Annotated in this window: 10 protein-coding genes; 9 read left to right on the forward strand and 1 reads right to left on the reverse strand. The window is 70.4% G+C overall.

Annotated elements, in window-relative coordinates:
* The first annotated feature begins 1 nt into the window (after position 1).
* The 9 genes from BMG523DRAFT_RS00310 (at position 2) to BMG523DRAFT_RS00350 (ending at position 12,075) form a co-directional block, all read left to right on the forward strand.
* Entirely contained in the window at positions 2 to 2,509 is a 2,508-nt protein-coding gene (locus tag BMG523DRAFT_RS00310) for an NADH-quinone oxidoreductase subunit G (RefSeq protein ID WP_023839798.1), read from the forward strand.
* Positions 2,506 to 3,855: an NADH-quinone oxidoreductase subunit NuoH gene (gene nuoH / locus BMG523DRAFT_RS00315; RefSeq protein ID WP_011435005.1), complete on the forward strand. Its 1,350-nt coding sequence runs from the start codon at positions 2,506 to 2,508 to the stop codon at positions 3,853 to 3,855. Before BMG523DRAFT_RS00310 ends, nuoH begins: the two co-directional genes overlap by 4 nt.
* 3 nt (positions 3,856 to 3,858) lie before the next feature.
* Positions 3,859 to 4,512 carry an NADH-quinone oxidoreductase subunit NuoI gene (gene nuoI / locus BMG523DRAFT_RS00320; RefSeq protein WP_011435006.1) on the forward strand — a complete coding sequence of 218 codons (654 nt, stop codon included), beginning with the start codon at positions 3,859 to 3,861 and terminating at the stop codon, positions 4,510 to 4,512.
* Positions 4,509 to 5,312, forward strand: a complete 804-nt coding sequence (locus BMG523DRAFT_RS00325) for an NADH-quinone oxidoreductase subunit J (RefSeq protein ID WP_011435007.1) — start codon at positions 4,509 to 4,511, stop codon at positions 5,310 to 5,312. Before nuoI ends, BMG523DRAFT_RS00325 begins: the two co-directional genes overlap by 4 nt.
* Entirely contained in the window at positions 5,309 to 5,608 is a 300-nt protein-coding gene (nuoK, locus tag BMG523DRAFT_RS00330) for an NADH-quinone oxidoreductase subunit NuoK (protein ID WP_011435008.1), read from the forward strand. The genes BMG523DRAFT_RS00325 and nuoK overlap by 4 nt, the downstream gene beginning before the upstream one ends.
* Positions 5,609 to 5,798: 190 nt before the next feature.
* On the forward strand, positions 5,799 to 7,784 hold the full coding sequence (nuoL, locus tag BMG523DRAFT_RS00335) for an NADH-quinone oxidoreductase subunit L (protein WP_011435009.1): 1,986 nt from the start codon (positions 5,799 to 5,801) through the stop codon (positions 7,782 to 7,784).
* 1 nt (position 7,785) lies between these two features.
* On the forward strand, positions 7,786 to 9,474 hold the full coding sequence (locus BMG523DRAFT_RS00340; protein ID WP_043590058.1) for an NADH-quinone oxidoreductase subunit M: 1,689 nt from the start codon (positions 7,786 to 7,788) through the stop codon (positions 9,472 to 9,474).
* A 41-nt stretch (positions 9,475 to 9,515) separates the two neighbouring features.
* Positions 9,516 to 11,051, forward strand: a complete 1,536-nt coding sequence (gene nuoN / locus BMG523DRAFT_RS00345) for an NADH-quinone oxidoreductase subunit NuoN (protein ID WP_011435011.1) — start codon at positions 9,516 to 9,518, stop codon at positions 11,049 to 11,051.
* Positions 11,052 to 11,058: 7 nt separating this feature from the next.
* Positions 11,059 to 12,075, forward strand: a complete 1,017-nt coding sequence (locus BMG523DRAFT_RS00350) for a polyprenyl synthetase family protein (protein ID WP_011435012.1) — start codon at positions 11,059 to 11,061, stop codon at positions 12,073 to 12,075.
* An 89-nt stretch (positions 12,076 to 12,164) separates the two neighbouring features.
* On the opposite strand, the gene BMG523DRAFT_RS00355 is transcribed toward BMG523DRAFT_RS00350, so the two are convergent.
* A complete protein-coding gene (locus BMG523DRAFT_RS00355) occupies positions 12,165 to 13,361 on the reverse strand; it encodes a hypothetical protein (protein WP_051623720.1) in 1,197 nt (398 codons plus the stop codon).
* Between the last annotated feature and the right edge of the window lie 88 nt (positions 13,362 to 13,449).

Below are 13,449 nucleotides of genomic sequence, written 5' to 3' on the forward strand. Positions count from 1 at the left end.
CATGACCGTCGCCCCATCCAGGCCTCGCGCCTCCGAGCCGGCCCAGCCGGCCGCACCCGACCTCATCACCCTCACCATCGACGGGCTGTCGGTGAGCGTGCCCAAGGGCACCCTCATCATCCGCGCGGCCGAGCTGCTCGGCATCGAGATCCCGCGGTTCTGCGACCATCCGCTCCTCGACCCCGTCGGAGCCTGCCGGCAGTGCATCGTCGAGGTGGAGGGCCAGCGCAAGCCGGTCGCCTCCTGCACCACGACGGTGGCCGCCGACATGGTCGTGAAGACCCAGCTGACCTCGCCGGTCGCCCGCAAGGCCCAGGCCGGCACGCTTGAGTTCCTGCTCCTCAACCATCCGCTCGACTGCCCGATCTGCGACAAGGGCGGCGAGTGCCCGCTGCAGAACCAGTCGATGGCGAACGGCGGCGCGGTCTCCCGGTTCAAGGAGACCAAGCGGGTGTACCCGAAGCCGCTGGCGATCTCCACCGAGATCCTGCTGGACCGGGAGCGCTGCGTGCTGTGTGCCCGCTGCACCCGGTTCTCCGCCCAGATCGCCGGGGACCCGTTCATCGAGCTGTTCGAGCGGGGCGCCGCCGAGCAGGTCGCGGTGAGCGACGGGCAGCCGTTCTCCTCCTACTTCTCCGGCAATACCGTGCAGATCTGCCCAGTGGGGGCGTTGACCAGCGCCGCCTACCGCTTCCGGGCCCGGCCCTTCGACCTGGTCTCCACGCCCACGGCGTGCGAGCACTGCGCGTCGGGCTGCTCCCTGCGCACCGACCACCGCCGGGGCAGGGTGACCCGTCGCCTCGCCGGCGACGACCCGGCGGTGAACGAGGAGTGGAACTGCGACAAGGGCCGGTTCGCCTTCACCTACGCGCGCGCGGCCGATCGGCTCACCACCCCGCTGATCCGCGACGACGACACCGGGCAGCTCGTCCCGGTCTCCTGGAGCGAGGCGCTCAAGTACGCCGCGCGGGGGCTGGCCGAGTGCCGGGACCGGCGCGGGGTCGGGGTGCTCACCGGCGGGCGGCTGACCCGCGAGGACGCCTACGCCTACGCGAAGTTCACCCGGGTGGCGCTGGCCAGCAACGACGTGGACTTCCGGGCCCGGCCGCACTCCGCCGAGGAGGAGCAGTTCCTCGGGTATGCCGTCGCCGGTACCGGCATCGGCGTCACCTACGCCGATCTCGAGGCCGCCCCGGCCGTGCTCCTGGTGGCCTTCGAACCGGAGGAGGAGTCGCCCATCGTCTTCCTGCGGCTGCGTAAGGCCGTGGACAAGCACGCCGCGGCCGTGCACGCGCTCGCCCCCCTGGCGAGCCGGGGGCTGACCAAGCTCGCCGGCACCCTCGTGCCGACGCGGCCGGGCGAGGAGGCGGCCGTCCTCGACGCGCTCGCCGCCCCCGACCGGGGCGGGCCGGAAGCACCGACCACGCGGGCCCTGCGGGCGCCGGGGGCGGTGATCCTGGTGGGCGAGCGGGCCGCGGAGTTCCCCGGGGCCCTGTCCGCGGCCGTCCGGCTGGCCGAGGCGACGGGTGCCTCGCTCGCCTGGGTTCCGCGGCGGGCCGGTGACCGCGGCGCGGTCTCGGCCGGACTGCTTCCCTCGCTGCTGCCCGGCGGTCGCCCGGTCACGGATGCCGCCGGGCGCGCCGAGGTCGAGGAGGTCTGGGGGGGTCCGCTGCCCGGCGCGCCCGGCCGCGACACCGACGGCATGCTGGCTGCCGCCGCGGCCGGGCGGCTCGACGGGATGATCGTCGCCGGCGTTGACGCGGAGGACCTGCCGAATCCGGCGAGTGCGCTCGCGACGCTCGCCCGGATGCCGTTCTGCGTCTCGATCGAGCTGCGCCGGTCGTCGATCGCCGAGGTCGCGGACGTGGTTCTGCCCATCGCCCCGGTGGCGGAGAAGGCCGGCTCGTTCGTCGACTGGGAGGGCCGGCTGCGACCGTTCCAGCGGGCCCTGGACACCCCGGCCCTGCCAGACGTCCGGGTGTTGCACCTGCTTGCCGCCGAGATGGGCCTCGACCTCGGCCTGCCCGACGCCGGCGCGGCCGCCCGCGAGCTGCGCGCCCTGGGTCGGGCCGGCGACGGCGTGAGCCGGGTGCCCGCACCGTCGGAGCCGATCGCCGAGCCGCCCGTCGCGGGGGTGGGTGAGGCGGTGCTCGCGACCTGGCACCAGCTCGTCGACGACGGCGCTCTGCAGGCCGACGAGCCCTACCTGGCGGGCACCGCGCGCCCGGCGGTGGCCCGCCTGTCCGCCGCGACCGCCGCCGAGATCGGCGCCGTGGCCGGGAGACGGGTGACCATCACGGCCTCCCGTGGCTCGATCACCCTGCCCGTCGAGGTCACGGCGATGCCCGACCGGGTGGTCTGGGTGCCGACCCACTCGCCGGGCTCGCACGTGCGCCGGGCGCTCGCCGGGGACGCCGGGGTCCTCGTCCGGGTGGGCCCCGCCGAGGACGATCCCCCTGCCGAGGACGGCACCCCCGCCGGGGACGACACTCCCGGAGGCCGCGCATGAGCGCCACCCCGTCCACGCTCGTCTGGGCCGCGGCCGCGGATCCGGACCTGCACGCGTTCGCCGACGACCCGTTCTGGCTGATCCTGCTCAAGGCCGTGGCGGTGTTCGCCTTCCTGCTGCTGATGACGCTGTTCGCGATCGTGTTCGAGCGCAAGGTCGTCGCGAAGATGCAGCAGCGGGTCGGCCCGAACCGCCACGGCCCGAGGGGCTGGCTGCAGAGCCTCGCCGACGGCGCCAAGCTGATGCTCAAGGAAGACCTCATCCCGGTACTCGCCGACAAGCCGATCTTCATCCTGGCGCCGATCGTCTCCGCGGTGCCGGCGTTCCTCGCCTTCGCGGTGATCCCCTTCGGCCCGGAGGTCTCGATCTTCGGGGAGCGGACCACGCTGCAACTGGCGGACCTGCCGGTGAGCGTGCTCTACCTGCTGGCAGCCGCCTCCCTCGGCGTCTACGGGCTCATTCTGTCGGGCTGGTCGAGCGGGTCCACCTACCCGCTGCTCGGCTCGCTGCGTTCGGCCGCGCAGATCATCTCCTACGAGGTCGCGATGGGGCTCGCGTTCGTCGCGGTGTTCATCTACGCCGGCACGCTGTCGACCTCCGGCATCGTGGCGGGCCAGTCGGGTCGCTGGTACATCGTGCTGGTGCCGTCGTTCGTCCTGTACTGCATCTCGATGGTCGGCGAGACGAACCGGACCCCCTTCGACCTCCCCGAGGCCGAGGGCGAACTGGTCGGCGGGTTCCACACCGAGTACAGCTCCATCAAGTTCGCGTTCTTCTTCCTGGCCGAGTACATCAACATGGTCACCGTCTCGGCGATCGCGACGACCTTGTTCCTCGGGGGCTGGCAGCCTCCGCCCATCCCCGGCCTGTCCGGTCTGAACTCCGGCTGGGTTCCGCTGATCTGGTTCGTCCTCAAGCTGCTGGCGTTCCTGTTCTTCTTCATCTGGCTGCGCGGGACGCTGCCGCGGCTGCGGTACGACCAGTTCATGAGCTTCGGCTGGAAGGTGCTCATCCCGGTCGGTCTGGTCTGGGTGCTGGCCGTCGCGACCTTCCGCGTCTACCAGAAGCACGTGGACGACCGCACGCCCTGGCTCGTCGGGTTTGGCGTGGTCGTCGGCATCCTGCTGATCGTCGCGCTCATCGATCCCGGCGGCGCGAGGCACCAACGGGAGCTGGAGGAGGCCGAGCAGCGCAAGCTGGCCGAGGCGCCGAGCCTCGACCGCATCCCGTGGCCCCCCCCACCGCAGGCCGCTGGACGGGGTCGTCCGGCGGTGTCCGCCGGTGCCTCGGCCAATGGGTCGTCCACTGTCATCCCCGCGGACCCCGGTCCGCGTCAGGAGCGTTGAGTCATGGGGATCCTCGACCCGTACAAGGGGTTCGGCGTCACCTTCGGGACGATGTTCAAGAAGCCGACGACCGAGCAGTACCCGGAGGAAAAAAAGGAGACCGCTCCGCGTTTCCACGGCCGTCACCAGCTCAACCGGCATCCCGACGGCCTGGAGAAGTGTGTCGGGTGCGAGCTGTGCGCCTGGGCGTGCCCGGCCGATGCGATCTATGTCGAGGGCGCGGACAACACCGAGGCCGAGCGGTACTCCCCGGGCGAGCGGTACGGCCGCGTTTACCAGATCAACTACCTGCGGTGCATCCTGTGCGGGCTGTGCATCGAGGCCTGCCCCACCCGGGCGCTGACGATGTCCAACGACTACGAGCTCGCCGACGACAGCCGACAGGATCTGATCTTCACCAAGGAACAGCTGCTCGCTCCGCTGCGCGAGGGTATGGAGGCGCCGCCGCATCCGATGCGGCTCGGCTCCAGCGAGACCGACTACTACACTCGCGACCCCGACGCCCCGCTGCCCTGGCAGGCCTCGGGGCAAGAGCAGGTCGCGGGGCAGGCCGCGGAGCTGGAGGCAGCAGACGTCATTGCCCGGCGGACGGCGGGCGAGCACTCCCGGGCGGATGAGGTTCCCGCCCACGGCGCCGGTTCGGAGCGACCACGATGAACCACGAGATCCTCGCCGCGGCGGGGGACATCACCAGCACCTCCACCGGTGAGGCCGCGACCTTCTGGATTCTCTCGCCGGTCGCGGTGCTGGCCGCACTCGGCATGGTGATGGTCCGCAGCGCCGTGCACTCGGCGTTGCTGCTGGTGGCCAACCTGTTCTGCGTCGCGGTGTTCTACCTGATTCAGGAGGCACCGTTCCTCGGGTTTGTGCAGATCATCGTCTACGCGGGCGCGATCATGGTGTTGTTCCTGTTCGTGCTGATGCTCGTCGGGGTCGACTCGTCCGACTCGTTGGTGGAGACCATCCGTGGTCAGCGCCTCGGCGCGATCGTCTTCGGCCTCGGCTTCGCGGGCCTGCTGGCCTTCCCGATCGGTTCGGCGATCGACGGCGGGAGCGCCAAGGGCCTGTCCGAGGCGAACACCGGCGGCAACGTCCAGGCGATCGGCCGTCTGCTGTTCACCGACTACGTCTTCGTCTTCGAGGCGATCTCGGCGCTGCTCGTCGTCGCCGCGATCGGCACGATGGTCCTCGGCCACCGGGAACGTGAAGGCGGCCGGATCAGCCAGCGGGAGTGGATGCGGCGGCGCTTCACCGAGGGCCGTCAGGTCACCCCGTTGCCCGGGCCGGGCGTCTTCGCCCGGCATGACTCCGCCGACACGCTAGGGCTGTTGCCGGGCGGCGGGCGCGCCTCGGGCATCGGGGGCGTCCCCGGGACGCCCGACGAGCCGGGCGGCGGCATCTCCCGGGACGCGGACGGCTCGGCGCCCGTCGGCGCCGGTAAGGGGGACGGTCGATGAACCCCGCGAACTATCTGATCCTCTCCGCGCTACTGTTCACCATCGGCACGGTCGGGGTCCTCGTCCGGCGCAACGCGATCGTCGTGTTCATGTCGGTGGAGCTCATGCTCAACGCCGTGAACCTGACCCTGGTCACGTTCTCCCGCATTCACGGGACCCTCGACGGGCAGATCATGGCCTTCTTCGTCATGGTCGTCGCCGCGGCCGAGGTCGTCATCGGCCTGGCCATCATCCTCAGCATCTTCCGAACCCGTCGCTCGGCGTCGGTGGATGACGTGAACCTGCTGAAGTACTAGATCCCAGCCAAGCACGAGTACGAGCGCGAGCACCAGATCTTGACCAGCACTCCCACCGCGGACCGGGTCGGGTGGACTCTCCGGTCCGCTCCCGCCGCCGGAACGCGGCTGCGACCGGCCGTCGGCCACGGAAGAACGGACGACACTGCAGTGACGCATTATCGCCAATGGCATCCGCGGCGGAGTCGCGATGAACGCTGACCCGCTTCTGCTCGCTGCCGCCGAACATGGCGGCAGCAAGATCCATTATGCGGCCGCGTCGGGGGTCTTCTCGCTGACCTGGCTGCTCATCGCGCTTCCATTGGCCGGAGCCGCGGTGCTGTTGCTCGGCGGTCGGCGGACCGACGGGTTCGGGCATCTGCTCGGCACACTGACCTCCGCCGCCAGCTTCGTGATCGGTCTGGTGCTGTTCGCCGGCCTGCTCGACCGCCCCGGTGACGACCGGGCGCTGTCCCAGCAGCTGTACTCCTGGATTCCGGTCAACGGTTTCCGGGTGGACGTCGGTCTGCTGGTCGACCAGCTCTCGGTCGTCTTCGTGCTGCTGATCACCGGGGTCGGGACACTGATCCACATCTACTCGATCGGCTACATGGCGCACGACCCGGCCCGGCGGAAGTTCTTCGCCTACATGAACCTCTTCCTGGCGTCGATGCTGCTGCTCGTCCTGGGCGACAACTTCCTGTCGCTCTATGCCGGCTGGGAGCTGGTCGGGCTGTCGTCCTTCCTGCTCATCAAGTTCTGGGAGTACAAGCCGGCCGCCGCCACCGCGGCGAACAAGGCCTTCTACATGAACCGGGTCGGGGACGTCGGGCTGGCGCTCGCGATCATGTTCATGTTCGCCACCGTCGGGTCGACGAGCTACGCCGACGTGTTCGGCTCGGCCGCCGCGGGCGTCATCGGTTACGGCACGATCACCGCGATCGCGCTGCTGCTCCTGCTCGCTGCGTGCGGCAAGTCCGGCCAGTTCCCGTTGCAGGCCTGGCTGCCGGACGCCATGGAGGGCCCGACCCCGATCTCCGCGCTCATCCACGCGGCGACCATGGTCACCGCCGGGGTCTATCTCATCGTGCGGGCCGGGCCGATCTTCAACGAGACGCAGGCCGCCCGTACCGTCGTGGTGATCATCGGGGCGGTCACGATCCTGATCGGCTGCGTCATCGGCTGTGCCTACGATGACATCAAGAAGGTGCTGGCCTACTCGACAGTCAGCCAGATCGGGTACATGTTCCTCGCGGTGGGGCTGGGACCGGCCGGCTACGCGATCGGCATCATGCACCTGCTCGCCCACGGCTTCTTCAAGGCCGGTCTGTTCCTCGGATCCGGCTCGGTGATCCACGCGATGAATGACGACCAGGACCTGCGTCACTACGGCGGGCTCTGGCGGTATATGAAGATCACCTGGGTGACCTTTGGTGTCGGCTACCTGGCGATCATCGGGTTCCCCGGGTTCTCCGGCTTCTTCACCAAGGACCGGATCATCGAGACCGCCTTCGACAAGGGCGGGACGTCGGGATACCTGCTCGGCTCGATCGCGCTGCTGGGCGCGGGCATCACCGCCTTCTACATGTCCCGCCTGTTTCTGATGACCTTCCACGGCAGGCCGCGCTGGACGACGGAGGGCGAGCACGCTCGGCATCCGCACGAGTCCCCGGGGTCGATGACCGGTCCGATGATCCTGCTGGCCGTCGGCTCGCTCCTCGCCGGTGGCCTGTTCGTCCTCGGCCATTCGCTGCAGGACTGGCTCGAACCGGTCGCCGGGGCGGGGGTCGAGGGTGTCCACACCTTCTCGCCGCTCGTCCTCACCCTGCTCACGCTGGTGGTCACCGCCGGCGGCTTTGCCGGGGCCTATGTGCGCTACCAGCTGCGCCCGGTCGAGGCGACGGCCCCGCCGGACTCCGAGGTCACCCTGGCCACCGTCGCCGCCCGTCACGACCTGTTCGCGAACACCTTCAACGAGACCGTCGCGATGCGGCCCGGCCAGTACCTGACCCGTTTCCTGGTCTGGCTGGACCTCGTCGGCGTTGACGGGCTCGTGCGGGGCAGCGCCGCCGCCATCGGCGGCCTGTCGGGGCGGATGCGCCGCCTCCAGACCGGCTTCGTCCGGTCCTACGCTCTGTCGATGTTGGGAGGTGCCGTCCTCGTGGTCGGCGCGCTGCTGCTGGTGAGGGCGGGCTGACATGCACACAGTCCCCTGGTTGACGATCATGTTGATCGTCCCGGCCGCGGGTGCGGTGGTCGTCGCCGCTCTGCCCCGCCGGCTGTCGACCCTCGCCAAGCAGCTCACCCTCGGGCTCTCGCTGGCGGTTCTGGTGCTCGCGGTCCTTGCGACCGCGGCCTACAACCCGGACAAGGCCGGCTTCCAGTTCGCCCAGTCCTACGACTGGATCAAAACCTTCGGCATCTCCTACTCGGTGGGGGCCGACGGCATCTCGCTGGTGCTGATCCTGCTTGCCGCGCTGCTGGTGCCGGTCGTGGTCCTGGCGTCCTGGGACGAGGCAGGCGCGGATGGCGGGACGACCGGTGCGACGGATCCGACCGGCGCGGCCGCCGTCGGGGTGGACGGCGCCGGGGTGGACGGCGCCGGGGTGGACGGCGCCGGGGTGGACGGCGCCGGGGTGGACGGCGCCGGGACGCGGAGCAGGCGGTCGGTCCCGGCGTTCTTCGCGCTGCTGCTGGCGCTGGAGGCCGGGATGATCGGCGTGTTCGCCGCTACCGACGTCTTCCTGTTCTACGTCTTCTTCGAGGCGATGCTCATCCCGATGTACTTTCTCATCGGGAGCTACGGCCCGGTCCGGGAGCAGGCCCAGCGCTCCTACGCGGCGGTCAAGTTCCTGCTCTACAGCCTCTTTGGCGGCCTGCTGATGCTCGCTGCCGTGATCGGACTGTACGTCGTCTCCGCCGACAACCTCGGCAGCGGAACCTTCGACTTCGCCACCCTGCGGCAGATGGACATCACCCCCGGGGTGCAGAAGCTGCTGTTCCTCGGTTTCTTCCTGGCGTTCGCCATCAAGGCCCCCCTGTTCCCGTTCCACACCTGGCTGCCCGACGCCGGCGCGCAGTCGCCCACCGGCGGCGCGGTGCTGCTGGTCGGGGTGCTGGACAAGGTGGGCACGTTCGGACTGATCCGGTACTGCATCCCGCTGTTTCCCGACGCGGCCGACTACTTCGCCCCGCTGGTGCTTGGTCTGGCGGTGATCGGCATCTTCTACGGCGCCCTGCTCGCCATCGGGCAGCGGGACATGAAACGGCTGGTCGCCTACACCTCGCTGGCCCACTTCGGCTTCATCGCGCTGGGCACCTTCGCCTTCACCTCCCAGGCGGGCAGCGGCGCGGTGCTTTACATGGTCAACCACGGCCTGTCCACCGGCCTGCTTTTCATGGTCGTGGGCTTCCTGGTGGCGCGCCGCGGCACTCGTGACGTCGGTGCTTACGGCGGCCTGGCCAGGGTGACGCCGGTGCTTGCCGGGGTGTTCCTCGTCGCCGGACTGTCGTCGTTGGCGTTGCCTGGAACGAACAGCTTCGTCAGCGAGTTCCTGGTGCTGGTGGGGACGTTCACCCGGAACAGGCCGCTGGCGATCGTCGCGACCACCGGCATCGTGCTGGCCGCGATCTACATCCTGTACCTCTACCAGCGGACGATGACCGGACCGGTGGTGCACGAGGAGAACAAGGTCCTGGTCGACCTCAGCCTGCGCGAGAAGCTCGTCGTCGCCCCGATGGTCGCGCTCATCGTCGCGCTCGGGGTCTACCCCAAGCCGCTGCTCGACATCATCACGCCGACGGTGACGGCGACCTACGCCGATATCGGCAAGTCTGACCCGGCTCCGACGCACTCGGTGGCCGCGGAGTCCGGAGGCCACTCGTGAGCGCCACACCCGACCTTCTCCTGGCGCAGGGATCGAACCCGATGATCACACCGCCGTCGATCGAGTACTCCTCGCTCAGCCCGATCCTGATCGTGTTCGGGGTCGCGCTCGTCGGGGTGCTCGTCGACGCCTTCGCCACGAAGCGGGCCCGGCGGACCTTCCAACCGATCCTGGCGGGTGCGGGCTTCGTCGCCGCGCTCGTGGCCGTGGCGGTGCTGCACGGCCGGCAGGCCATCCTCGCCTCCGGTGCGCTGGCGATCGACGCGCCGACCTTGTTCATGCAGGGCACGATCCTGGTCTTCGCCCTGCTGTCGGTGCTGCTGGTGGCCGAACGCCAGCTTGACTCGTCCGGCGGGGCTATTGTGGCCTCGGCCGCGATCACCCCGGGCTCGAAGGGATCGACGGCGCAGCAGACCTCGGCAGACGTGCAGACCGAGGCGTATCCGCTGATGGTCTTCTCGGTCACCGGGATGATGCTCTTCGTCGCCTCGAACAACCTGCTAGTGATGTTCGTGGCGCTGGAGATCCTCTCGTTGCCGCTGTACCTGCTGGCCGGGCTCGCCCGGCGCCGTCGGCTGCTGTCGCAGGAAGCGGCGATGAAGTACTTCCTGCTCGGGGCGTTCTCCTCGGCCTTCTTCCTCTACGGCGTCGCGTTCGCCTACGGATTTGCCGGCAGCGTGGAGCTCGGGGCGGTCGCGGACGCGGTCAGCAACGCCGGTGCGAACGACACCTACCTCTATCTGTCGCTCGCGCTGCTGGCGGTGGGGCTGTTCTTCAAGATCGGCGCCGTGCCGTTCCACTCCTGGACGCCGGACGTCTACCAGGGCTCGCCGACGCCGGTTACCGCGTTCATGGCGGCGGGGACGAAGGTCGCCGCGTTCGGTGCCCTGTTGCGGGTCTTCTACGTCGCCTTCGGAGGGCTGCGCTGGGACTGGCGACCAATCCTGTGGACGATCGCCATCCTCACCATGGTGGTCGGCGCGGTGCTCGCCCTGACCCAGCGTGACATCAAGCGTATGCTGGCCTACTCGGCGATCGCGCACGCCGGGTTCCTGCTGGTGGGCCTCGCCGGCACCAACACCGACGGCCTGCGCGGCTCGATGTTCTACCTGGTGACCTACGGCTTCACGACGATCGCCGCCTTCGCCGTGGTCTCCCTGGTCCGTACCGGCGACGGCGAGGCCGGCGACCTGTCCCAGTGGCGGGGGCTCGGCAGGACCTCGCCCCTGCTGGCCGGGACGTTCTCGTTCCTGCTGCTCGCGCTCGCGGGGATCCCGCTGACGAGCGGGTTCACCGGGAAGTTCGCGGTGTTCCAGGCCGCGATCGCCGGGGACGCCACCCCGCTGGTAGTCGTTGCACTGGTGTGCAGCGCCATCGCCGCCTTCTTCTACGTGCGGGTCATCGTGCTGATGTTCTTCTCCGAGCCGCTTGCCGAGGGACCGGTGGTGGTGACCCGCCCGACGCTGACCTTCGCCGCGGTCGCCATCGGTACCGTGGCTACTCTTGTACTGGGAGTAGCGCCACAGCCACTCCTGGACCTCGCGACGACCGCCGCGACGTCCGGCTTCGTACGCTGACGGTGGTATGAGCGCTATCGGGCTGGACGTCGTGGGGATCAGGACCGATCCTGATCTGGAAAAGGCCGTGCGGGTGGGTCTCGCCCGGGTGGAGGATCTGCTGCGCGAGTCGGTGCGCAGCGAATCCGCCTTCGTGACCGAGACCTCCCGCCATCTTGTCGACGCGGGGGGGAAACGTTTCCGTCCGATCGTCGTGCTGCTGGCGGCGCAGTTCGCCGATCCCGAGGCCGTCGGCGTGGTGCCGGCGGCGGTGGCGATCGAACTCACCCATCTGTCGACGCTCTACCACGACGACGTGATGGACGAGGCGCCGCGGCGGCGGGGAGCGGCCTCCGCGAACACGCGGTGGACGAACACGGTCGCCATCCTCACCGGGGACTACCTGTTCGCCCGCGCTTCCGACATCACGGCGGACCTCGGCCCGGAGGCGACCCGCATCCTCGCCCGGACGATCGCGACCCTGTGCGAGGGGCAGATCCGGGAGACCGTGGGCCCGGCGCCCGGGCAGGACCCGGTCGAGCACTATCTGCGGGTCATCACGGACAAGACCGCCTCGCTGATCGCGACCTCGGGTCGGCTCGGTGCCATGCTGGCGGGCGCGGACCCGATCACCGTCGATACCCTCGCGACCTTCGGGGAGCTTTTCGGGGTGGCTTTCCAGCTGTCCGACGACATCATCGACGTTGCCTCGGACCCGGTGGACTCCGGCAAGACGCCCGGCACGGATCTGCGGGAGGGAATCCCGACCCTGCCGGTGCTCTACGCGCTGCAGGCCGACGACCGGGCGGCGGGACGGCTCCGGGAGCTCATCACCACCGGATTCGCCCCCGGCGACGGGAACACGGAGGACCGGGTGGGCGAGGCTCTCGATCTGCTACGCGGCCACGTGGGCATGGCCCGGGCCCGGGCGGAACTTATCTCCTGGTCGAGCCGGGCGCGGGAATGCCTCGCGTCGTTGCCGGACAACCCGGCGAAGACCGCCTTGGAGTCCCTCGCGGACTTCGTGGTTGACCGCACCGGCTGAGCGTGGTGTGGGGAGCGCCCGGAAATCCGGCGACCTGGCCGCATCTGGTGAGATCCGGCCAGGTCGCGAGGTCGCCAGGTCGTCCTGGGTCAGTGTCCCGACGCGACCGCCGCCGTGGCGGTGCTCGCGGACTGCGTACAGGTGTATGTGGTTCTGGCTGGGTCGGCGTGGCCCTTCGTGGCACCGGTCTGCGTATCGAAGAATGTCTCGAGCAGCGGAGTGACGTCGATCGGCGTTGGATGGAACGGCAGGGAGCCACCGGCCGAAGTCGGCGTCGGGCTCGTTGAGGGGGTCGGGTCGCCCCACGGCCACGAGTCGGTCGGCGACGGCGATGTCGTGGCCGCGCCGGCGCTCTCCGTCGGACTGGGCGCGATGGTACGCAGGTCGGTGGGGCTCGTGCTGGGTGAGCTGAGCTCGTCCCGCGGCGTCAGTGGCACGATCGGGATCGGCGAGGTGCCGGGGCCCAGATAGGCCTCGCCGGTGGCGTGGGAGGAACCTGACCGCCCGGACGGACTACCGGGGTGGGCGCCCAGGCCGGACTGGCTCGTGCTCGGCGCCAGCAGCGCCTGGGACGGAGTGGGCAAGGCGGCCTGCGGACGGTCGCGGGAGGCCTGCGTCTGGGAGGAACCGAAGGCGGTCCCGCCCGTGTACTGGACCCGAGGCGCCTCGCCGGCGTTCGGGCCGGTCGTGGCGCCCGTCGGATCGCCGCCCAGGGCTACGCCGGCGACCAGCGCGGACAGCCCGGCGAGCGAGACGGTTCCCGCCGCGGCGAGCCGCACCCGCCCGCTGCTTCGCCGATCGGCTGGTGCCCGGTGCGCGCCGGGCATCCGGCCGGGGCTCCCGGCGGACGGGTTCGTCGGATGGACGTCGGCGGGCCGGTGGCTCGCGGCGGGGGAGGCGGGCCCGGGAACGTGGAAGGGATTGTAGAGGGTGCCGAGGGTGCCGCCGGCTTGCACCCCGGCGGCGGCTGTCGTGGCTGTCGTGGCGAACCGTGGCCGGCCGGTCCGGGACAGCGTGTCCAGCGGCCGGCGACGCTGGGCGGCATCGCCGACCCGGCTGGCCGTGGCCTCCCGGGCCCGGCGGGCGGAGGTGCTCACCGACAGCGGGCCGGTAATCGTGTCGAGCTCGCCGGGTGGGGCGACCGGGGGCCGTGGCGGGGTCGGCGGTGGGAACGACGCGGCCGCCGCGGTGGAGGTCGTCGGCGCCGCGGCCGAATGGCGGCCGGTGGCCTGCCTGGCGGCTCCCTGGCGCTGGCGTGAATGCCGACCGGCCGAATGATTACCCACGGCGACCTCCGGGAGCGGTCCGGACGACGACGCCGACCGAGCCGCGGGGTTGCCCGGCGCGACCGGCCGTGATCGGAACGGTCATGTT

Source organism: Frankia sp. BMG5.23 (genome assembly GCF_000685765.2).
Taxonomy (GTDB): Bacteria; Actinomycetota; Actinomycetes; order Frankiales; family Frankiaceae; genus Frankia; species Frankia casuarinae.